The following is a 21,372-nucleotide window of genomic DNA, read 5'->3' on the forward strand; positions in this document are numbered from 1 at the left end:
CATGACGAACAATAGCAAAGAGGCATTGCTCGAAAAGCTCGCAGAGGGCGATAGCATGCGCGACTGGGGCGCGGTGCTGGCGCTAGGCCGTGATGCTGTCAACGATGCGTTGCAGGCCCAGTTCGTCGAGCACTTCAATCTGCGTGGTGGCTTGCCCATCATCGAGGGTGAGTATTATATCGACCCCACCGCCCGCACTGAAAAGGTGGCCTTCAAAAACCTCACCCTGGGCCCGCCGCAGTTGTCTTTCAAAGGCGCCTCAGGTGCTTCGACCCAGGTGCGGGTGGGTATGGAGTTGCTCACCGGGCAGTGTGTTTCGTCGACGATCATGTCGGCCAACGTCGAGCAATTCAGAAGAAGCCATGTGCTGGAAATGGGCATGGGTTATCAGTTCGAAGTGTATGGGCGCCTGAAAGTGCAGCAACACCCATACCTGAACAAGTACCAGGTCATGCTCGACATTACCGATGCCAGCGAACCCACCTGCACGCTCGGCAGCAATGCCGACGCAGCGCAGAAGATGGGAGCGTTCATCCTCGAGCAATTGCAGTACGAATGGCTTATCAGCAGCCCACTGCCGGTACTGGACTTCAACATTTTCGGGCATAGCGGCTTGTCCACCAAGCGCATTGAGGTGTCTGTGCAGCAAGCACCCGACGGGGCGGGCGGTGGTACAAGCCCGGACGACGATGGGGCGCTGCTGGTGTTCATGCAACTACTTGGCGGTATCGAAACTCCCCCACCAGGCGTCCACTTGCCTTATTTGTTGCCGCGCAAAAGTGATACCGCCAACTACGACAGTGCGCTGTTGATCAGCCGGGAGCGTGCGCCGCTCGCCGAGAACCGCGTAGCCGTTGCACTAGAGCAACTGGTGTTGCCCGATGCTAAGGAAGTCAACCTGGAGGAGCAGGAGCATAGACCTTATGACATGATCGTTTTCGGCGATGTCCAAGCCCCTGCTTTTTCCCGTCAGATGCAACCGCGCATTGGCAAAGTGGCTGCAGGCAAGCACGCCAGGTTCACGGTCGGGAATTCGCCGGCGGACTCCTGGACTGCTCTGGATGTGCAAAGCCCACGCAATTCAGGGGAGATCGAAGCTGGTGCTTACACGGCGCCGGCTGCAAGCACGTTCCCACTTCGGCAACGCCTGATGAACATCAAGGCCCAATTTGACAATGTGCAGGAGGGGGCAAGCAAGTCGGCGTTGGTAGTCGCGTCTTCTGAGGACTTGGTCATTTCACCGCGGGTAGTGATCTGGGCCAGGGGCGACGACCCCGTCCGGCTGACCGCATCGCAGGGTGGAAGGGTGGACTGGGATACTGATGGCGACAATTTCGGCACCATCGTGCGAGACCCAGCGGACGATAACGAAACGCCGCATGCCATTTTCACCCCGGATGTGCCCCCGAACAATGAACCCATTCGCCTCCAGCGTATCAGGGTAACCAACGGGCAGTATGAGAGGGGTTACGCGACAGTGGTCATCCTCGCCATGCGCGCGCCGCTGCGGATGCAACCTTTCTACGTGCCGAACATGCGCGCTTCTGACTCACAAACGTTCACCCTCGGCGAGTCGCTCACTGGGCAGGCCTCGGACGTAACATGGGGTGACCGCCCAGCGGTGCTAAGCACAACGTGGGAGTTGTACGGCAAAGGCGCGCTTGACGATGGGACGTACACCGCGCCGGAGTCGAACCCGGGTGAAGTCAGTGTGGTAGCGGGGGTTTATGGCGGTCAGGCTGGCATCGCCGTTATCGAGCATGATATTCATGGGAGCCTGTCAAATTCAAGCAGTACCCAGCGCTGGAAGGCTCTGAATCAGTTCAAGTTGTTCCTTAATAACACGTCGCGAAAAAATGCCTGGGCCAATGGCAGGCAACAGGTGGCTGTTGATATTCACATCGAGACCACTCCATTTGACGATGGTGCAGGCAACACGATCTATGACCCGGTAAGCGATGCAGAGCTGGCAACGTTGCAGCTTACCCATCGCAATGGCACACCGATCCCGTGGTTACCTGCTGATACTGAAGTGATCGGACCTGACACAGAAAAGTGGGTCGCCAGCAAGTTTCGCAACCGCTTTGATTACCTACCCGCTGGCGAAGGGTTGGTTTCTGTAAAAGAGGCGCAAGAGGCGCAGGCGAGAAAGGACCAGTCAAAGGGGGTGGGGGTAACGGGGAAGGAGGAGGCGTTGCGCATTGTAACGGTCTACCTTCAAACCACAGAAAGCGAGGTACGATGGATTCGGGCCAAGTTTCAGAGCTATGACAACAAGACGTTCTCCTCTTACGAAAAAAACCCCACTGATGGTGAGGTAGAACTGGGTGGGCTGGTACCCAAGAAACTGGATGTCGCAGACCTGGAGCCTTTTACGGGAAAACGCGTGGCTGAACGCGGTGGGGTTGACATCGTCGATAACACTGGAGCCCTTGTCGACGGTCACAACTATTGGCGATACACCACGCACTATTGGACATTACGGGCCAGGGGGCAGCGCAGTTTCGTCGATGTACGCTTCGACAATATTTCAATGCTGAAATACGAAAGTGAATTGCTCGATGAAACGTTCGCCAGCTATGTCGGCGTTGCCTATGTGCCGCAGGTACTGCCGGGGCGCAGCGCTGATCGCCGCATTGAATATCAGATTGAAATGGAGTTCTTGGCGTTGCAGGAAGCGGGTACACCCTTGAATCGAGAATTCGTAACGGATGAGCATTTCTCTGCCGGCACAGTACTGGTGTCGCTCGAACGCGTTTCGGACATGACGTTCTGGTATGACCAGAAGGATATCAAGTGGCGTGAGTCCCTGAGCAAGCCGTTGTTTTTTACGCTGATCGATAACTACGGAACGGAAAGTGCGCTTTATATCAACTGGGGCCAGCAGTTGAACGACGGCTCGATAAGCGCGACTGACGTCCGAAACTTTCTGCACTGGAAGTTCCAATAAGCGTGGCTGCCCCCGCCCCACGCCCCCTCCCAAGGGGGCGGTATCTTTCTTAAGTAAAGGAACAACAGAATGACTACGAATTCGCTTGTGCATTCTAATGCATTCAATTTCATGAGCTTCGTTCAAGGTGGTGTCGATCCACGAACGGGGCAATACAATGTGTTGCTGGAGTTGCCTGAGTTGGTGGCCAATCACTTGAACGGCCCCAACTTACCCTTGCGTATTGGTTTCAACCCGATGAACCCCGAAAACTCAGGCTTTGGTGCTGGTTGGCGCTTGAATCTGAGCGAGTATGACCCGCAAAGTCAGATGCTCAGCCTGCACAGCGGCGAGCGTTTCAAGGTGCTCGACAACGGCCCGGGCCAGCAGCCTGTGATCCCGGAGCGCAAGATCGACAGCTTTCACTTCGAGAATATCTCTACTGGCAATACCACCCTCTATCGTGTGGCACACAAGTCGGAAATGATCGAAGTGCTTGGGTTGCACGATATCAGCGAGGCGGGCCAGCCGGCCGGCAAAGTGGCATTACCGATACGGGTGTTGGCACCGACCGGGCATGGTATTACCTTGACATACCGCCAGGTGGATGTGCCCTCTCCAATGCCGGGTATTTCACCCAAGCGCGTGCCTTGCCTGGCTGAGGTAGAAGATGACAGCAAGCGAAAACTGCTGGAAATCGATTATTCGAACCTCAGCCAGATCCTGATTACGCTCAATCGAGGCACGGTGGCGGAAGCTGTCTATACGCTGGAGTGCGATGACAGTGAACTGATCAAGGTTATTTTGCCGACCGCGGACAAGGGCCGTTGGAAGTTCGAATACAAGACGATCGGCACGGTACGGTGCATTGAGCGCGTGTGGACACCGGTCAACGGTTTTGAAGAAGTGTTCTACAAGGAGGCTGGGCATACCCTGCCAGGCGTCGGCCGTACACTGCCTCATGTAGAACGTCACCTGGTCACGCCAGGGGCCAACCAGCCGCAAGTACGTACCGACTACAGGTTCAGCTCGAACAATTTCCTGGGCAACAACACCGGTATCTCCTGGGAAGATAACGGGGAAGACAACCTCTACAAAGTCACAGGTGTGGACTATCTCTACGACAGTACAGCCACGCATTACCAGGGTGAAAAGCCGGCGTACACGGTCAAGACCTCATTCAACCGCTTCCACTTGATGGTCGAGCAGGTCACCACGCAAAACGATTGTATCGAAACCCAGACCCTCGGGTACCCGGAAGTTGCCAACCGGCCGTTCAAGGAACAGCCCAATAACTTCCAGCTGGTTGATACGACTACCACCACCTGGCGCAAGGGTTTGGGCGGCAATTCACGCGAGGAGGTGGAATTTACCAATTACGACCAGCACGGCAACCTGGTGGAAAAAAAAGAAGCCAACGGCAAGCGGACAGTGATGTCGTACTACCCAGCCGCCGACGACCCGGAAGAGTTCGAGCGTATGCTCAAGACGGTGGAGGTTATTCCGGGGCCTGGCGAAGCTGGCGCCGAAACCTTACGCAACGAGTATCGCTACAGGTTGGTTGCATCGCGAGATAAAGATGGGTATGCACGCGGCGCCTCATTGCGTAGCCATGAGCAGCAGTTGCGAGGGCGCGATGATGCGCTGTTGTCGGAGTTGGTGACCTTGCACCACGACGAGCCCCTCAATTCGCTGGAGCATGGGCGTCCCCGTGAGCAAAAGCTTACCCTCAATGGCAAGGTAACCCTCACTGAATACGCATACAGTGAGGTTTCGGTAGAAGGCCACCCTGCCGTGCAGACCCAGGAAACCCTGACTGGCTTCGACCACGGCTTACCGTTGTCGGCCCGTGAGTTGAAGTATGCTGAGGGAAACAACAAGGAACTGGCACGACACGCCCAGAAGGTCAATACCCTGCAGTATTCGGTACTGATTGGCGAACCGTTGCTCAACTACGACGACAACCAGGTGCAGATTGCCTACGTGTATGACGAACTGCGTCGCGTAACGTGCGAAACGGTCGACCCTAACGGCAAGTACGAGGCGTCACGCAACTACAGCTATTACCTGTCATCCGATGGCCAACAGGCATGGCAGAAGCAGGTCGATGTGAAAGGGGTACAAACGTGGAGCTACGTCGACGGGCTAAACCGTGCTGTACGGGTGACGCGCCAGGACCCGGACTTTGGCCCCACCGCAACAGCCAGGGAACAAGAGCGGTTAGCGTACAGTGCTCGCTATGACGCGCTTGGCAACTTGCTGGAAGAGGTCGAATACGACTGGCTGGAGTTGAAGAATCTGCCGCTGAGGACCCTGTATGAGTATGACGACTGGCGTCAGCGCAGCAGTGAAATGGGGCCGGATAAAGTGCGTATCTGCACGCAGACCGACCCGATAGGGCTACCTGACCGCCTTGGGCCCGTACGCAAGGAGTGGCGTGAATCCATCAAGCGCAAGCTGCTCACCGGCACTACCGTTACCCGGCTGAACCTGTTCGGGCAGCCCGTGGATGTAGAGCGCCTGGACAGCAAAGGTGCCCAAGTGAGTTTGCACAAGTACTTCTACGATGGCCTGGGGCGCACCGTGCGGGAAGTGGATGCACGTGGATCCGTTACGGCCACAACCTACGATGAATTTGACAGGCAAGTGGACCAGACGCTGCCAGATGGTTCGGTGGTACACCGCGACTATGCGTTGCACAGCAAGGGCGATTTGCCAACCTTGATCAAGGTACTCGACAGCACCGACAACGTGGATCACGTGTTGGGCACACAGACCTTCGATGGCTTGGACCGCATGATCGAGTCGGTGACTGGCGGGCGCGTGCGCACCCTGCTGTATCGCATCGGGCAGCGTCAGCCTGAGGCGGTGATCACGCCAGCAGAAAACCGCATCGACTATGAGTACGTTCCGCAACTGGGCGAGGAGCCATTAAGCCGCAGAACGCTGGGCCAAGCAGCAGACTATGTGTATGACGAACATAACGGCCGTCTGATGCACTGTACCGAAAATAACGAGACACTCGAACGTAAGTATTTCAGTACGGGTGAACTGAAAGTTGAAAAGCGCCAATTCAGTGGCGGTACAGAGTCGTATGAGATGGTGTATGTGCACAGCCTGAAAGGCCGTATGCTGAGTTATACCGATGTGCTGGGCAATACCCAGCTCTATGACTACAACCCATTTGGGCAGTTGCAGCAAACCACTCTGGAGAACCTCACCAGTACCTTCGGTTATGATGCATTGGGCAGGACCACCCGCATTCTGACTGAAACCGAGGACCCGGACGGAAGCGTGCGCAGCCTTGAAACCACACTGTTCTATGACGAGTTCGATCGTGAAATTCGTCGTCGCTTCGATTTTGGCGACGCGGTGCAAACGTTGGTGCAAACGTATAACGAGGTGGATGGCATTGACAGCAAAACGCTGACAGAGGGGGAGGAAGATGGAAGGCGGCTGCGCCATGAAACCTTCGAATACGATAGCCGGGCCAGGTTGTCGAAATACACCTGCGAAGGTGAGAGCGAGTATGTGCCTGTCGACCCTTACGGTAACAAGATAAAAACTCAGCTATTCCGCTTCGACGGACGCGACAATATCACCCGTGTCAGGACTTCTTTCGAAGGTGGTACGCTCGATGCTACGTATCTGTTCACCAATGAAAAAGATCCGGTGCAATTGACGGGTATTCAATTGGCGTGGATGAAGCTCGATGATGAACAGGGTGTAGAGCGTGAGACGCCGTACAAGAAGGAGTTGATCGAACTGTGCTATGACCTTGACGGTAACCTGACTCAGGACGAGGAAAAGCGTGAACTGGCCTATGACCCACTGGGGCGCCTGGCCCAGGTGCATGTCCCTGCGCAAGGCGTTACTGCCAACTATGGGTATGACGCGGTGGACCGCCTGGCGTCGCAGGGTGCCTAATCCGGTCAATGAGTTACTTGATTGTGGCTAGCATGCCAGGGCCTGCACATCTGCAGGCCTTTTTTATCATGCGCTAAATATGGCGCGTTGCGCGCAAGCGCAACCAGCTTGGCTGAGGTGTAGCGCGAGTTCGATATTTATTGTCAACTGATAAAAATGCCAGTTTCATGGTTGGCCAGTAAGTGATTAACTTTGGTTTGGGTGAGTGCTGCCCTTAACAATTGATATTGGCCATAGCAGGTTAAATCATGAAAAAACAAGGCAGAACCTATACAGAAGCTGAAAGAACGCGCCAGAAAGTTAGGCGTGCTCGAGCAATAAAGCTGGATGCCGATTCGCTTGAAAAACCGGGCATCAGTTCGGAGCTGTTGGCACACCCCGATGGTACGGTGTACAGTTCGGTGTTGACTGACCCTTCCAAGCGTCTTGCTATCACCATTGAAGCCTGGCCTTTGATGGATTCAATCCCGCCTACCCTGTTTGATGTTCTTGAGATCTACCACACGACTGAGAGCGGTGTGCCAACACTACTGTCAAGTGATGAATATACCGCGTCGGATGTTGAATTGTTCCCGTTGACGGTTACGATAACTAAAGAGCATATTGGAAGCTGGGTGGATGGCCCGCAGCATTTCAGTTATAAGGTGCTTAGGTACAATGGGACCCCGACAGAATCTGAAACACTGAGTTTGATCTTTGACCGCGTACCGCCCTACGGTAATGGTTTTCCTGTGGCCATGCCTGCACTGGTTGATGTTACCGATGAAAATATTGACAGTGTTACTGTTACCTTGCCGGCCTACGACACCCACGCTGCTGGCGACAAGGTCCATGTGTATTGGTTAAACCATGTGCCTGATGATCTTGATTCGGTTGTGCCCATTATTACGGCTACGGTCGATACCCTACCGAAGCAATTGACGGTGCCCCGAAGCGCAATCGAGGATGTCGGGGATGGCGGTGTCTACGTGCTTTATGTGCTGGTGGACAAAGCCATTAATGTCAGCAGGCTGTCAATGCCTTTGGCTGTGGGCGTGGCGATAGGCCCCCTGCCTGACGGGCTTCAAGACCCAGTGGTGCCATTGGCGGAGGATGGCCTGATTGATCAGGAAGACGCTTATACCGGGGTAGTGGTGCAAGTTCCATCGTTCAGCAACTGGAAGCCTACGGATTGGGTGCAAGTTACCTGGGGTACGTTGCCGTTGGGCGAGCGGGAGGTGGGCAATGTGCCAAAATTCCCACTTGAATTTAACCTGTCGGGCGCGCAGTTGTGGGGTGAATATAGTGACGCAGGTACGGGTAACAAAGTAACCAATGTCAGTTATGCATTGCGCCGGGGTACGGTTCCCCAGGGCAGCAGGAACATCGATGTAAACGTCAACCTGGAGGTCGTGGGGCCTGTAGACCCCGGTGTTGATCCTGAATGGCCGAACCCGGTTAACCCGAGACTGGCCGAGGCTGAGGTTTATGGTGAATCAGGTAATAAAAATAAGCTGTTGCCGGTTGATGAAGAGAAACCCGCTACCGTCAAGGTGGTAGTCGATGTAACCTTGAGAGAAAACGATGTAATCAGTTTCTATTGGGATAGTGTGCATATACAAGAGGCTGATCATGAGGTCAAGGCATCGGAGATTGGCAGCGAAATAGAAAAAAACATCCCTTGGCCCTATATCGAGGCACGGAATAACGGAGATGTTCCGCTGCATTATGTAGTCGAACGCCCAAGCGTCCCCAATCGGGCCAAGTCGAAAGCAACGATTGTCGCAGTGGATGCAGTGGTCTTGCGTCCAGATGCGCCTGAGTTCCTGGGGGGGAATACAACCCCTCCTCTTGGATGGTTAACCTGTAGTGCCTTGTATGATGATGAGTCCCCCAGCCCGCTGGACCCGGCAATTCGGGTTCTGGTGAGAGACCTGCGTGGTTACGGTTTGAAGGCTGGAGAAGTAGTGAACTTCCACTGGTATGCCGTACATGGTTTTACCGGAGAAACCGTAATCGATGATACTGTATTCGACGACCCGGTGGAGCTGACTGAAGCCGATCTAGATGAACTCGTATGGCGTGTACAGCCCTACGCGGACTATATTCTTCCAATTTTCAACTATAACGGCACGCTGCATGAGGGGCGGGGGCGTGTGACGTACAGTTTTGAATTGGAGGGCAAAACCATCACCTCACTCCAAGTGGAGCAAATAGTATCAATGCACGACGCAAAAGGTAGCTGCCCAATCCGGCCCTGACGGTTGTTTAAACGAGCCTGGCCAGTTGGGTGGGCATTGAGGTCTTCATGTTTTATTTGAGGGCTTTTCCTACAGAATTGTAGGAAAACCCTCGATAGCCTTGTCGGCTATCACTTGATATTCGACATGAGAGAGGTCATGAAGTCTATGAGAAATGCCTTGTTAAGCCCAATGGTTCAAGCAGTGCGCTTGGCGCCGTTATTACTGCTGGCCAGCCCTTTTGCCGCGGCAGTGACTTTCGTCGATGGTACGCGTGACATCGACGATACTACCCTGCTTGATAGCTACCGTCTGAACGCCAACGCCCGGCTCAATGCCACGGGGGCGTCGATGCGTGAAGTGAATGTCGGTTCAGGCGCACAGCTGAACATGCAGGCAAGCACGATCGAAGCAGTTGGGGCAGATGGCATCGCGCTGGTCTCGGGCGCATCGGCCAGTGTGGCTGGCAATTCGCGAGTGGTCAGTAGCCGTTTTGGCTTGCGCTTGCAGCGCAGTGACACTGTCGGGTCTTCGGTCTTGGTTTCAGACAGCTATGTCGAGGGGCGCACTGCGGGCGCGCTGGTGTCTGCTGCATCGAGTTTGTCGCTGCAGCGCAGCTCCTTGGTGGGCAGTGGAACAGCAGCGGCAGCGCAGTTGTTTGGCAATGGCGAGCTGAGCGCGCAAGACAGTTCAATCGTGGGCGCCAGCGACGGTTTGCGGGTGTTTGCAGATGCCGCCTTCACGGGGCCTGCAAAGGTGACTTTGGTGGGGTCGACAGTCGAAGGCCAGGACGGCTCGGCAATTGTGGTGGGCAATGCCTCGATCGGTCCGGCCAAAGCGCAAATTATCGTTGCTGATGGTTCCAGCCTAGTGGCAAGCAATGGCATCTTGCTGGATGTGGTAGGCGGTTCCGAAGCCACCATGACCGTAGACAATAGTCATCTGGTGGGGGATGTACGGGTCGAAGCGGGTTCTACGGCCTCGCTGACGCTTGACAGCCAGGCCAGCCTGACCGGTAGGCTGCAGAACGTTGCCGGGTTGACGTTGAACAACCAGGCCCGCTGGAACATGGTGGAGGACAGTCAGGTGGGCAGCCTGGCGCTCAATGGCGGCGTGGTCAACTTTGGGGAGCCCGGGCAGTATCAGCAGCTTACGCTTGGCACGCTGGCCGGTAGCGGTACTTTTGTCATGGATGCTGATTTCAGTACTGGCGCTTCTGACTTCCTGGAAGTGGGTAACGCCACCGGCAGTCATAGCCTGCTTGTGAGCAGCAGTGGCGCGGACCCGCTGACTGAGAACCAGATACACTTGGTGCATGCAGCGGCAGGTGATGCCAGTTTTTCTTTACCCAACGGCGCGGTGGATCTGGGGGCGTTCTCGTACGAACTGGTCCGGCAAGGTGGCGATTGGTACCTTGATGGCTCGCGCAAGATTATCAGCCCGGGCACCGCTTCGGTGTTGGCGCTGTTCAATACCGCCCCCACCGTGTGGTATGGCGAGTTGACCACGTTGCGCAGCCGTATGGGCGAGTTACGCCTGGATGACCGTAAATCCGGCGCTTGGGTTAGGGCCTACGGTAACAAGTACAACGTATCGGACAGTGCCGGAAGCCCTTACAGCCAGGTTCAGCGTGGCTTCTCGATCGGTGCCGACGCGCCGCTGCCGGTGGGTGATGGCCAGTGGTTGGTCGGGGTGATGGCGGGCCATAGTTCGTCGGATCTGGACCTGATTCGCGGGAGTTCAGCCGAGGTCAAAAGTTATTACCTCGGGCTTTATGCTACCTGGCTGGATGCTCAGACCGGCTATTACTTCGATGGTGTAGTAAAGGCTAACCGCTTCGATAACAGTTCCAAGGTCGAGCTAAGTGACGGCAAGCGCAGCAAAGGTGACTTCGATAACCTGGGCGTTGGTGCATCTGCAGAGTTCGGGCGCAACATCGGCCTGGGCCAGGGTTATTTCATTGAGCCCTACACTCAGTGGTCCGTGGTTTCGATCCAGGGCAAGGATTATCACCTGGACAACGGCCTGCAAGCGCGCGGTGACGATACGCGTTCCGTGCTGGGCAAGGCGGGGGCAACCTTGGGGCGTACCTTGCAACTTGGAAATGGGCAGCAAGTACAGCCTTATGTACGCTTTGCCTATGCCCATGAATTCATTCGCAGCAATGAAGTGAAGGTGAACGATCATCGCTTCGACAACGACTTGTCGGGCTCTCGGGCCGAAATGGGCATGGGGGTGGCCATCAGTTTGAATGAGCGCATGCAGTTGCATGCCGACTTCGATTACTCCAATGGCGAGAAGATCGAGCAACCTTGGGGAGCGAATGTGGGGCTCCACTACAGCTGGTAGGTTACAAACAAAAGGAAGGCCCAGCCTTCCTTTTTTGTGGGTGGCATAAAGTGAGGATGCTGTGATGCGCATTATTCAAAAATGGCTACGTGCGCGTTGGCCTGGGTTGTTTGGGGCTAATCGACTTGGGCCACCGACGGCACCGATGGCGCTCCCGGATGTACCAGATGGCGAACCAGGCCTGTTGCCACTTTCGATTCTGGATAAGCCCGTCAGGATTGAGGTGCCGATGTGGCCAATCTCCAACCCAACCCCTGCCACCCCCGAAGCGCTAAGGCTGTACTGGAATGGCGTGCAGGTTGATGAAAAACGCTGGGAGGCTGCCATCCCTGAAGATGATCTGTTTGTTGAGGCCCCGGTCTCTGTTCTGCAGCATGGCCCTGTAGAGGTTTCTTACGAGGTGCAGAGTTTCAATGGGGTTGTTACATCCTCCCGATCATTGACTTTGACAATAGACAAAGTGTCGCCGGTACTGGGCGGGGATGAGGGGCTTTTGCTTTTTGATGAAGAGGTCAGGCGCGAGGGTGTGACGGCGCGCTATTTGGAGCGGCATGGAAACATCTTGCTCGCCGAGTTGCCGGCTTACGAAAGGCCCAGCATTGGCGATGTGATCAATTATTACTGGGACGACCAGCCATTTGCCAACGATTGGATGGGTGAACTCACCGTGGAGGCGCTTGACCAGACGATTTACCTGCCAATTGATGGTGATGCAATCAAAGAGCGCGGCGATGGCCCGCGCTATGTTCATTACCAGATTCGCGACCGGGCGGGTAATCTCAGTGCGCGCTCCAGGCCGGCTGTGCTGGAGGTTGCCGCCGAACCCATTCCCAGGCACCTGCCGTGGCTTAGCGTATCCCAGGCTAGTGGTAGCGGAGGGGAGTTGTCGTTGGAGTTGGATAAATATACTGCCCCCCTGGCGGTGGTCGTGTCGGCAGATGCAGTTATCTACCCGGGTGAGGTGGTCACCGTGCAGTGGGGGGCGCCGGGTGATTATGGTTACTACACCACGTCCGAGCCGGAGGTCGGTACGGATGGCCGGTTTCTGATTCCAGAGCGTAGTGTGTTGGCCTACAGCAAGCGAACGTTGGAAGTGGGGTATGTGGTGAGCGATGGAACAGAACATTTCCCCGGCACTCCATGTAACCTGAAAGTGACTGAGTTCAAAGAGGGATTACCCCAGGTTGCGCTGGAGGGGGCCGATTCGGATGGATTCAGCCTGGGCTCGGCACCGGAGCTGGTGCCTGTCAGCCTGGGTGTATGGCCGGGTATTGCCGTGGGGCAGCGGGTCAATATCACGGTAACGGGCGTGCTGCCGAGCGGGGCAGAGGCGCCCCCATACGATATCCTGACCGCCCATTCGGTCAATGATGCGCAAGTGAGGAGGGGCATTGGCGCGAACAAGGATGTGACCCTCCCCAAAGCCTACCTTGCAAGGCTTATGCGTGACCATCCGTTTACGTTCAATGTCGAGGTCAGTTTCGACGACGGTACGACGTGGGTCAAATTTCCCCTCTACCGACCTGTACTCCGCCGGTGAGCGAACTTCACGGGCGCTCCACTGGCCGGGACAGCTCGGGCGTGATGCCGCCGTAGTCATTGATGGTTGTGAAGTCGACCTTCAGGCCGTCCTGCACGGTCGAGGTTGTGAGGGGGTAGGTTTGCCGGCCCATGGGGATGGCCATTTTCCTGCCGTCTAGTTTCTCGCTGCCCTTGGCGCTGCGCAGGGTCAGCTGGTTGAAGGTGAAGTAGTAAGGGGAGGGGTTGTCCACCACAAGGTGCGGCTTGCCGTCGAGTGTTTGCACTGACCAGGCCAGGTCCTGCAGATGGTCCTGTGGGCGGCCTTTGAGCTGCGTTGGACGGTAGAAGACCTTGATGCGGGTGCGCAGGGCGATGGTCAGGGTATTGTCCGGTTTATCGTCCGCCTGCGGGATTTCCTGCAGGTTGAAGTAGAACACCGATTCACGGTCCTGGGGCAGGTCGTTGGGCAGACGGTTGAGCTGTACCGTCTGTTCGCCGGCCGGATCGATGCGAAACAGCGCAGGTGAGGCGATCAAGGGTACTGCGGTGGTGTTGTCATCTGCCTCTGTATTGATCCAGGCCTGGGCCGCGTAGGCGCGCTGGCTGGGGTTGCCGACCACGATGCTGGTACTTTGCCGGTCGCTGGGCTGGATGACTCGGGTTGAGCTGATGGTGAGGGCGGCGTGTGCAGTGGCTTGGACGAGCAAGGCAAGGCAGGCGCCAAGTACCAGGGCAAGCCTGGATGCAATGGAGTTGGGGCGGGGCATGGGTATTTCTCTTTGCTACTTTTGCCGGGGCTCCAGGCGCGTCCGCAGAAGCGCCTGGAGCGCAACGTATTACCTGATATCTACCGAGAAGAGCACTTCCGCTGTCGCGTCGCCTTCAATTACCCTGCCGGTGGACTGGTACATGGCGTGGAAAAGCAGTTCGTTCGGTTCTGTGGCTTTGAGCGGGTAGGCCATCGATTCGCGGCCTGGGGCGAGGTTGGTCAGACTCTGGTCCTGAATGGCCAGTGCCAACCCGGTAGCGCCGTACGGCTTCAGCGAGTAAAGGTCGGAGCCTTCAGGGCCGTAGACCGCCGAGAAGGTGACATAGGCCCCTTCACCGGGGGTGATGGTGCAATGAGCTGGGTCAATTCGCAGAGCGAACGTACGAGGTGGCGTCTGCTTGCCTTCGGTGGGGCCGAAGTAGCTTGGGGGATAGCTACCCAAGCCAATGCGAGGCAGGATGCTGCCGCCAGTGCCTGGCATGACCACTTCGATAGGGCAGGTACCGCCTGGGGTGATGGTGCCGTGGAAGTTGATATTGCCGGTGTTTGCAAATGCTGCTGTGCTCGCCAGGCCCATGGCGAGGGCGATAAGGCTGTGCTTCATTGTCTATATCCTGGAAGTGGATGGCATTCGAACATGCGGGTGGATGTTCGGCAGGCAGGATATTCAGGGCGGGGTTGCGGGCGCTGTAAGCCAATACCACAAGAGCCATGGAAACTATGGACGAAGCAGTCGGGGAGGCGCAGCGGGCCACGCCGGTCGGTCGAGCTCAGTGTTGCGTGTTACCGCGAGCTTGGCTCAGCAACTGCTTCTGCTGGTGCCAGTCAAAAGTTTCGCCGTTCTGTTCGGCTTCGTAACGGCATTCTTCCAGCTGTTGGTAGAGCTCCAGCTCTTGGTCAGGCATGAAATGGAGGCAGTCGCCGCCGAAGAACCACAACAGGTCGCGTGGTACCAAGTGGGCAATTTGCGGGTAGCGCTGAATCACCTGGCAGATCAGGTCTTGGCCCAGGTACTGGCTTTGCAGCGGATCTTGCGGTAGCAGCGTCAGCAACTCGTCGAAGCGTTCGAGAAACAGGGCATGGCTTTCCTCGGGTACCTGCTCGGCCTCACCCAGGGCCCCCAGGATGGTGCGCAGGTGCTGCAGCAGTTGCAAGTGGTACTCCAGGTGGGGATTGACCATGGGGTGATCCTTGAGGGTAATCGAAACGGGCCCGAAGTATACGCCGGTCGCGGGCCTATTGTAGAGGGCTCGCCGGGTCTGTCCATCAGGCGTTCCTGCCTATCAGTTCTGCCAGGTGTGACCCCGCCGCTGCTGATGTAGATTCAAGCGTGAACCAACGATGCGGCCTTTCAGCAGGTGGCGGCGGTGTCGACGGCATACAATCTTCATTCTGAGCGAGGTTAGCAGCATGGTAATCGACAGCCCCCCAACGCAGAGCGGTTCTATCATCTTCTGGAATAGCGAAAACGTGGCCGAAGGGCTCAATTTGCCGGCAGAAGGAAGTGGCGAAAGCGCTAGCAGGATGGTTAACGGCAAGCACAGCATAGTTGAAATGAGCCACGTCCCTTCTGCCTCGACCATCACCTTTGGGATGAAAGAGTGGCTCGACATTGAGCCGCGATCATTCATCACGCTGCGTACCACCCACAGACCCGCGTCGCTCAACCGTACCGAATACTTCTATCTGTTGAAAACCTATGAAGAAGGCGATTTCATTCAGGAGTCCTTGGGGCTGATGGTGGTTGCTAAGAAGGATGCATTCCACGGTGATGATCCGGAAAAGCAAATAATCGTGTGTGACGTTAAACTTTCCCCCGCGCCGCCCAGCGCCTGAACTGGTCTTGTCCAGGCATGTGGTACAAGGTGCGGGGGCGTGCCGGGGCCGAGACATAACGTTGCGTCCTGGCGAAGAGCCGCCCTTGCACCTGAATGACTGACCGCTCAGCGCACCTTGCCCTCTGCCAGTAGCAATTGCTCTTTGTCAAAAGCATCCACATCGATCACTACGCGGCAGGCTTGCTCCGCTTCACGCAGCCGTTGCGCCTCGCCTGGTTGCACTAGGCCACTTTCGACTGCCGCATCGATTACCGATTGGCCGGGGACCGTTTGCACCTTCCCCTCTTTGACGGCCTGATGCAGCACCTCGCGCACCGGCGCCACTTCATCGAGCAAATCGCGGGCCCGCTGCAGTGCCGCCACAGGGTCGCCGGCAACTTGCGGTCGGAAGCAGCCGGCCAGCAACTCTTCCAGCGCAGGGTCGCCTTTGCTGCGCCCGATCAGCGCCGCCACTTCGGCATCCAATTCATCGTTCGGCCCTGCATGACGGCGGCCGAACGGGAATACCAGCACGCGCAGCGCGCAGCCGACAAACCGGTTAGGAAAATTGTCCAGCAGCCGATCCAGGGCTTTTTCCGCCTGGCCCAGGCATTCTTCCATGGCCCAGCGCAGCAATGGCTGCATGTGTTCGGGCGAGCCCAGGTCGTGATAACGCTTGAGTGCGGCCGATGACAGATACAGGTAACTCAATACATCACCCAGGCGTGCACTGAGGCGTTCTCGGCGTTTGAGTGCCCCGCCAAGCAGCATCATCGAAAGGTCCGCGAGCAGGGCAAAGGCAGCGGCCTGCCGGTTGAGGCTGCGCAAGTAGCCCTGGCTCAGTGCATCACCCGGCACGTTTTCCAGGCGGCCGAGCCCCAGGTTGAACACCAGTGTGCTGGCCGCGTTACCGGCGGCGAACATGATGTGTTTCATCAGCAGTTCGTCGAACTCTTTCAGCGCCTGATCGTGGTCCTCACGCCCGGCCAACGCCATTTCCTTCAGCACGAAAGGGTGGCAGCGGATCGCGCCTTGGCCAAAAATCATCAAGTTGCGCGAAAGAATGTTGGCGCCTTCGACCGTGATGAAAATTGGCGCCCCTTGCCAGTTGCGGCCCAAGTAGTTGTTCGGGCCCATGATGATGCCCTTGCCACCGTGCACGTCCATGGCGTGTTGAATGCATTCGCGCCCACGTTCGGTGAGATGGTACTTGAGAATCGCCGACAGCACCGACGGCTTCTCGCCCAGGTCCACGGCGTTGGCCGTCAACAGGCGGGCGCTGTCCATCAGCCAGGCGTTGCCGCCGATGCGTGCCAGCGACTCTTGAATACCCTCGAATGCTGCCAGCGGTACGTTGAATTGCTCGCGAATGTTCGCGTACTGGCCGGTGACCAGGCTGGTGTACTTGGCGGCCCCCGTACCGACTGCCGGCAGGGAAATGGAGCGCCCCACCGACAGGCAGTTCATCAACATCATCCAGCCCTTGCCGAGCATGGCCTGGCCGCCGATCAGCATGTCCAGCGGCACGAACACGTCCTTGCCGCTGTTGGGGCCATTCATGAAGGCTGCACCTAGCGGCAGGTGACGTTTGCCGATCTCCACCCCGGGTGTGTCGGTGGGGATCAGGGCCAGGCTGATGCCCAGCTCTTCCTCGTCGCCCAGCAGGTGGTCGGGGTCGTAGGCCTTGAAGGCCAGGCCAAGCAAGGTCGCGACCGGGCCCAGGGTGATGTAGCGCTTTTCCCAGTTAAGGCGCAGGCCCAGCACCTCTTCACCGTTCCACTGGCCCTTGCAGATGATGCCGGTGTCGGGCATGGCGCCAGCGTCGGAGCCGGCTAGCGGGCCGGTCAGGGCGAAGCAGGGAATCTCGTCGCCGCGAGCAAGCCGTGGCAGGTAGTGGTTGCGCTGTTCATCGGTGCCGTAGTGCAGCAGCAGTTCGGCCGGGCCCAGCGAGTTGGGTACCATTACCGTGGAGGCCAGGTCGCCGCTGCGGGTGGCCAGTTTCATCGCCACCTGGGAGTGGGCGTAGGCGGAGAAGCCCTTGCCGCCGTACGCCTTGGGGATGATCAAGGCGAAGAAGCCGTTCTGCTTGATGTGCTGCCAGGCCTCCGGCGGCAGGTCCAGGTCCTGGCCGATCTGCCAGTCGCTGACCATGGCGCACAGTTCTTCCGTGGGCCCATCGATGAATGTCTGCTCTTCGTCGGTCAGCTTCGGCGCCGGGTAGGCCAGCAGGGTGCGCCAGTCTGGGCGGCCGCTGAACAGTTCGCCGTCCCACCAGACCGTGCCGGCATCGATGGCTTCGCGCTCGGTTTGCGACATGGGCGGCAAGGTGCGCTGGAACCAGCGGAACACCGGGCCGCTGAGCACCTTGCGCCGCCATTCGGGCAGCACCACCAGCGCGACCTTGAGGGCGAGCACCACCCAGATCAGCGCCAGCAGCCAGCCGGGCGCACTGCTGAAAATGCCCATCAGCAGCACATAGGCCGCCATGATGCCAAGAATCTGCAAGGGCGCCAGGCGCCGGTGCGTGAGGTATGCCGCGCCGATCACCAGCACTACCAACCACAACAGCAACATAATCGGTCCTCCTTGGAACCAGGGGCTTGAGCCGTCCCAGACAGCTTAGACGCAATGCTGTGAACGGCAGGGTCAGAACAGTGACAGGGTGTGGCGGTGGGAGTTTCAGTTCATTGCGTGCCTGCGCCGGTACAGGTAGCGAAGGTCTGGAGTAGACTGTGCCACCTTTGCATCTCATAAGGACGTTGCCATGCTGAAGATCTGGGGCCGCAAGAATTCGAGCAATGTGCGCAAGGCGCTGTGGATCGCCCACGAGCTGGGCCTGGATTTCCAGTCCATCGACGCCGGCGGCGCCTTCGGTGTGGTCGACGAGCCGCACTACCGCGCCCTCAACCCCAATGGCCTGGTGCCCATGCTCGAGGATGGTGACCTGGTGCTGTGGGAATCCAACACCATCGTCCGTTACCTGTGTGCCGAATATGGAACCGAACAAGGTTGGTACCTGAACGACCCGCGCCAGCGCGCCCTGGCCGACAAGTGGATGGACTGGACCACGTCGTCGTTGGCCACCCCGTTCCGTCCGCTGTTCTGGGGCCTGCTGCGCACGCCAGAAGACCAGCGCGACTGGGTGGCGATCAATGCCGCGCAAAAACAGTGCGCGCAATTGCTGTCGATCGCCGATCAAACCCTGGCGCACCAGCCGTACCTCTCAGGTGACCAGATCGGCATGGGCGACATCCCACTGGGTTGTTTCGTCTATGCCTGGTTCGAAATGCCTATCGAGCGCCCGGCCATGCACCATCTGCAAGCCTGGTATGAGCGCCTCAAGCAGCGCCCGGCTTATCAGGCAGCGGTAATGACGGCACTGACCTGAACCTGCTTCGATAGTCACTATCAATACATGTAACTGTACTTGTGCGGCCGGGCCTTGCACCATGGCCGCACTCACTGCGCCAGTGAATTGCCCTGGCGTGTCCTGACCTTTTCACTCGGTACGTGACCCGCTATGAGTTCTGCCCTGTCCATCCGACAGTTGACCAAAACCTACGGTAACGGCTTCCAGGCCCTTAAAGGGATCGACCTGGACGTCGCCGAAGGTGACTTCTTCGCCTTGCTCGGCCCCAACGGCGCCGGCAAATCCACCACCATCGGCATCCTCTCAACGCTGGTCAACAAGACCACTGGCACGGTGAACGTGTTCGGCCACGACCTGGATCGTGAGCCTGCTGCGCTCAAGCGCTGCCTGGGGGTGGTGCCGCAGGAGTTCAACTTCAACCAGTTCGAGAAGACCTTCGATATCGTGGTCACCCAGGCCGGCTATTACGGTATCCCGCCAAAACTGGCCAAAGAGCGCGCTGAACAGTACCTGACCCAGCTGGGGTTGTGGGACAAGCGCGATGTCCAGTCGCGCTCGTTGTCCGGCGGCATGAAGCGCCGGCTGATGATCGCCCGGGCGTTGATCCACGAGCCACGCCTGCTGATCCTCGATGAACCGACCGCAGGGGTGGACATCGAGCTGCGCCGGTCGATGTGGAGCTTCCTCACCGAGCTCAACCAGAAGGGCATCACCATCATCCTGACCACCCACTACCTGGAAGAAGCCGAACAGCTGTGCCGTAACATCGGCATCATCGACCACGGCACCATCGTCGAGAACACCAGCATGCGCCAGTTGCTGGGCAAGCTGCATGTGGAGACCTTCGTGCTCGACATCAAGCAGGACCTTGCCAGCGCGCCAGTGCTGCAAGGCTATCCGTGCCGGCTGCTGACCCCGCACAGCCTTGAGGTGCAAGTGGAAAAGGACATTGGCATCACCGCGCTGTTCGCCCAGCTGGCGCTGCAGAACATCGAGGTGCAGAGCCTGCGCAACAAGACCAACCGACTCGAGGAGCTGTTTGTGTCACTGGTGGAAAAGAACCTGTCGAAGGTGGCCGTATGAGTGTGGAACTGCGCACCAACTGGGTCGCCCTGAACACCATCGTCTACCGCGAAGTGCGGCGCTTCCTGCGTATCTGGCCGCAAACCTTGCTGCCCCCGGCCATTACCATGGTGCTGTACTTCGTCATCTTCGGTAACCTGATTGGCCGGCAGATCGGCGACATGGGTGGTTTCACCTACATGCAGTACATCGTGCCGGGGCTGATCATGATGTCGGTGATCACCAACTCCTACGGCAACGTGGTGTCGAGCTTCTTCGGCAGCAAGTTCCAGCGCTCGATCGAAGAGCTGATGGTGTCGCCGGTGTCGCCGCACACGATTCTCGTCGGCTATGTGCTGGGTGGCGTGCTGCGCGGGCTGGCGGTCGGGGTGATCGTGACCCTCCTGTCGATGTTCTTTACCGACCTGCAGGTGCACCACTTGGGTGTGACCGTGGTCGTGGTGTTGCTGACGGCCACCATCTTCTCGCTGCTGGGCTTCGTCAACGCCGTGTTCGCACGCAACTTCGACGACATCTCGATCATCCCGACCTTCGTGCTGACGCCGCTGACCTACCTGGGCGGGGTGTTCTATTCGATCAACCTGCTGCCGCCGTTCTGGCAGACCGTGTCGCTGGCCAACCCGGTGCTGCACATGGTCAACTCGTTCCGCTACGGCATCCTAGGGGTGTCGGATATCAGCATTGGTACGGCGATCACCTTCATGCTGGTCGCCACTGCGGTGCTCTATGCACTGTGCGTTCGCCTGCTGGTCAGCGGCCGCGGCATGCGCGCCTGAGGCCCTGAGCTTGCGCCGGCGCCATTGCCGGCCAATCCACCAGCGCCAGTACAACAGGGTGGTGAACCAGGCGACGATGCCCAGCACCACACCGCACACCACCGAGCCCAGCAGGAACGGCTGCCATAGCGTTGCCAGCTGGTCGGTGATCCATTCGAAGGTGAGGTCGTCGGGCAGGCTGCGCGGCGGTGTGCCCAGCAACCAGGCGCCGGTCATGTAGGTGACGAAAAATACCGGTGGCATGGTCAAGGGGTTGGTCAGCCATACCAGGCTGACGGCGATCGGCAGGTTGCCACGCACCGGGATCGCCAGCGCAGCGGCCAGCAGCATCTGCATGGGGACGGGAATCAGTGCCGCGAACAGGCCCACGCCCATGGCCCGGGCCACCGAGTGGCGGTTCAGGTGCCAAAGATTCGGATCATGCAGCAACTTGCCGAAAAAGCGTAAGGACTTGTGTTCCCGAATGCTGGTCGGATCCGGCATGTAGCGTTTGAAAAGGCGGCGCGGCATGTAGGCTCCCCGAGCGGTCATCACGCAAGTATGCCTTGATTCCATCTCAGCCTCGTTCAGAGTTTGTGACAATTGTTGAGCGAGCCTCGGCGTCTTTTCGTC

The 21,372-nt window shown here is 57.9% G+C and carries 14 protein-coding genes; 9 read left to right on the forward strand and 5 right to left on the reverse strand.

The annotated features are described in order from the left end of the window. The first annotated feature begins 1 nt into the window (after position 1). The 5 genes from ACIPZC_RS11090 to ACIPZC_RS11110 all read left to right on the forward strand — a co-directional run bounded on the left by ACIPZC_RS11090 (position 2) and on the right by ACIPZC_RS11110 (position 12,964). Complete coding sequence (locus ACIPZC_RS11090; RefSeq protein ID WP_400626900.1) at positions 2–2,950, forward strand: hypothetical protein; 2,949 nt, start codon at positions 2–4, stop codon at positions 2,948–2,950. A gap of 111 nt (positions 2,951–3,061) precedes the next feature. Continuing rightward, positions 3,062–6,856 (forward strand): RHS repeat domain-containing protein, encoded by a 3,795-nt coding sequence (locus ACIPZC_RS11095; protein WP_400626902.1) that lies wholly within the window; start codon positions 3,062–3,064, stop codon positions 6,854–6,856. 248 nt (positions 6,857–7,104) lie between these two features. Continuing rightward, complete coding sequence (locus tag ACIPZC_RS11100) at positions 7,105–9,096, forward strand: hypothetical protein (protein WP_400626904.1); 1,992 nt, start codon at positions 7,105–7,107, stop codon at positions 9,094–9,096. Positions 9,097–9,243: 147 nt separating this feature from the next. Beyond that, positions 9,244–11,424 carry an autotransporter outer membrane beta-barrel domain-containing protein gene (locus tag ACIPZC_RS11105; RefSeq protein WP_400627240.1) on the forward strand — a complete coding sequence of 727 codons (2,181 nt, stop codon included), beginning with the start codon at positions 9,244–9,246 and terminating at the stop codon, positions 11,422–11,424. A 64-nt stretch (positions 11,425–11,488) separates the two neighbouring features. Further along, positions 11,489–12,964, forward strand: coding sequence for a hypothetical protein (locus tag ACIPZC_RS11110; RefSeq protein WP_400626906.1), 1,476 nt, complete (start codon positions 11,489–11,491; stop codon positions 12,962–12,964). Positions 12,965–12,971: 7 nt separating this feature from the next. On the opposite strand, the gene ACIPZC_RS11115 is transcribed toward ACIPZC_RS11110, so the two are convergent. The 3 genes from ACIPZC_RS11115 to ACIPZC_RS11125 form a co-directional block, all read right to left on the reverse strand. After that, on the reverse strand, positions 12,972–13,712 hold the full coding sequence (locus ACIPZC_RS11115) for a molecular chaperone (protein ID WP_400626908.1): 741 nt from the start codon (positions 13,710–13,712) through the stop codon (positions 12,972–12,974). Positions 13,713–13,781: 69 nt separating this feature from the next. Further along, positions 13,782–14,318 carry a fimbrial protein gene (locus tag ACIPZC_RS11120; RefSeq protein ID WP_400626910.1) on the reverse strand — a complete coding sequence of 179 codons (537 nt, stop codon included), beginning with the start codon at positions 14,316–14,318 and terminating at the stop codon, positions 13,782–13,784. A 166-nt stretch (positions 14,319–14,484) separates the two neighbouring features. Next, entirely contained in the window at positions 14,485–14,895 is a 411-nt protein-coding gene (locus ACIPZC_RS11125) for a PA2817 family protein (protein WP_400626912.1), read from the reverse strand. A 229-nt stretch (positions 14,896–15,124) separates the two neighbouring features. Between ACIPZC_RS11125 and ACIPZC_RS11130 the strand changes: the two genes are divergently transcribed. Next, positions 15,125–15,550, forward strand: coding sequence for a hypothetical protein (locus tag ACIPZC_RS11130; protein ID WP_400626914.1), 426 nt, complete (start codon positions 15,125–15,127; stop codon positions 15,548–15,550). Between the two features lie 107 nt (positions 15,551–15,657). Here the strand turns inward: ACIPZC_RS11130 and ACIPZC_RS11135 are convergent, their stop codons facing one another. Next, complete coding sequence (locus ACIPZC_RS11135) at positions 15,658–18,105, reverse strand: acyl-CoA dehydrogenase (protein ID WP_400626916.1); 2,448 nt, start codon at positions 18,103–18,105, stop codon at positions 15,658–15,660. A 190-nt stretch (positions 18,106–18,295) separates the two neighbouring features. On the opposite strand from ACIPZC_RS11135, the gene ACIPZC_RS11140 reads away from it, so the two are divergent. The 3 genes from ACIPZC_RS11140 to ACIPZC_RS11150 all read left to right on the forward strand — a co-directional run bounded on the left by ACIPZC_RS11140 (position 18,296) and on the right by ACIPZC_RS11150 (position 20,760). Further along, on the forward strand, positions 18,296–18,919 hold the full coding sequence (locus ACIPZC_RS11140) for a glutathione S-transferase (protein WP_400626918.1): 624 nt from the start codon (positions 18,296–18,298) through the stop codon (positions 18,917–18,919). 132 nt (positions 18,920–19,051) lie between these two features. Beyond that, complete coding sequence (locus ACIPZC_RS11145) at positions 19,052–19,984, forward strand: ABC transporter ATP-binding protein (RefSeq protein WP_400626920.1); 933 nt, start codon at positions 19,052–19,054, stop codon at positions 19,982–19,984. Then, positions 19,981–20,760 (forward strand): ABC transporter permease, encoded by a 780-nt coding sequence (locus ACIPZC_RS11150; protein ID WP_241803018.1) that lies wholly within the window; start codon positions 19,981–19,983, stop codon positions 20,758–20,760. Before ACIPZC_RS11145 ends, ACIPZC_RS11150 begins: the two co-directional genes overlap by 4 nt. Here ACIPZC_RS11150 and ACIPZC_RS11155 read toward each other — a convergent pair. Then, entirely contained in the window at positions 20,644–21,270 is a 627-nt protein-coding gene (locus tag ACIPZC_RS11155; RefSeq protein WP_267822049.1) for a DUF2062 domain-containing protein, read from the reverse strand. The genes ACIPZC_RS11150 and ACIPZC_RS11155 overlap by 117 nt on opposite strands. Positions 21,271–21,372: the final 102 nt, after the last annotated feature.

The sequence above is a fragment of the Pseudomonas sp. NPDC089743 genome (assembly GCF_044748785.1).
In the GTDB taxonomy this organism is placed as follows: domain Bacteria; phylum Pseudomonadota; class Gammaproteobacteria; order Pseudomonadales; family Pseudomonadaceae; genus Aquipseudomonas; species Aquipseudomonas putida_X.

What these genes read in the sequence shown, in the direction of transcription:
- ACIPZC_RS11090 (WP_400626900.1), top strand. Translation starts at nt 2, where the DNA reads ATGACGAACAATAGCAAAGAGGCATTGCTCGAAAAGCTCGCAGAGGGC.
- ACIPZC_RS11095 (WP_400626902.1), top strand. Translation starts at nt 3,062, where the DNA reads ATGAGCTTCGTTCAAGGTGGTGTCGATCCACGAACGGGGCAATACAAT.
- ACIPZC_RS11100 (WP_400626904.1), top strand. Translation starts at nt 7,105, where the DNA reads ATGAAAAAACAAGGCAGAACCTATACAGAAGCTGAAAGAACGCGCCAG.
- ACIPZC_RS11105 (WP_400627240.1), top strand. Translation starts at nt 9,244, where the DNA reads ATGAGAAATGCCTTGTTAAGCCCAATGGTTCAAGCAGTGCGCTTGGCG.
- ACIPZC_RS11110 (WP_400626906.1), top strand. Translation starts at nt 11,489, where the DNA reads ATGCGCATTATTCAAAAATGGCTACGTGCGCGTTGGCCTGGGTTGTTT.
- ACIPZC_RS11115 (WP_400626908.1), bottom strand. Translation starts at nt 13,712, where the DNA reads ATGCCCCGCCCCAACTCCATTGCATCCAGGCTTGCCCTGGTACTTGGC.
- ACIPZC_RS11120 (WP_400626910.1), bottom strand. Translation starts at nt 14,318, where the DNA reads ATGAAGCACAGCCTTATCGCCCTCGCCATGGGCCTGGCGAGCACAGCA.
- ACIPZC_RS11125 (WP_400626912.1), bottom strand. Translation starts at nt 14,895, where the DNA reads ATGGTCAATCCCCACCTGGAGTACCACTTGCAACTGCTGCAGCACCTG.
- ACIPZC_RS11130 (WP_400626914.1), top strand. Translation starts at nt 15,125, where the DNA reads ATGGTAATCGACAGCCCCCCAACGCAGAGCGGTTCTATCATCTTCTGG.
- ACIPZC_RS11135 (WP_400626916.1), bottom strand. Translation starts at nt 18,105, where the DNA reads ATGTTGCTGTTGTGGTTGGTAGTGCTGGTGATCGGCGCGGCATACCTC.
- ACIPZC_RS11140 (WP_400626918.1), top strand. Translation starts at nt 18,296, where the DNA reads ATGCTGAAGATCTGGGGCCGCAAGAATTCGAGCAATGTGCGCAAGGCG.
- ACIPZC_RS11145 (WP_400626920.1), top strand. Translation starts at nt 19,052, where the DNA reads ATGAGTTCTGCCCTGTCCATCCGACAGTTGACCAAAACCTACGGTAAC.
- ACIPZC_RS11150 (WP_241803018.1), top strand. Translation starts at nt 19,981, where the DNA reads ATGAGTGTGGAACTGCGCACCAACTGGGTCGCCCTGAACACCATCGTC.
- ACIPZC_RS11155 (WP_267822049.1), bottom strand. Translation starts at nt 21,270, where the DNA reads ATGCCGCGCCGCCTTTTCAAACGCTACATGCCGGATCCGACCAGCATT.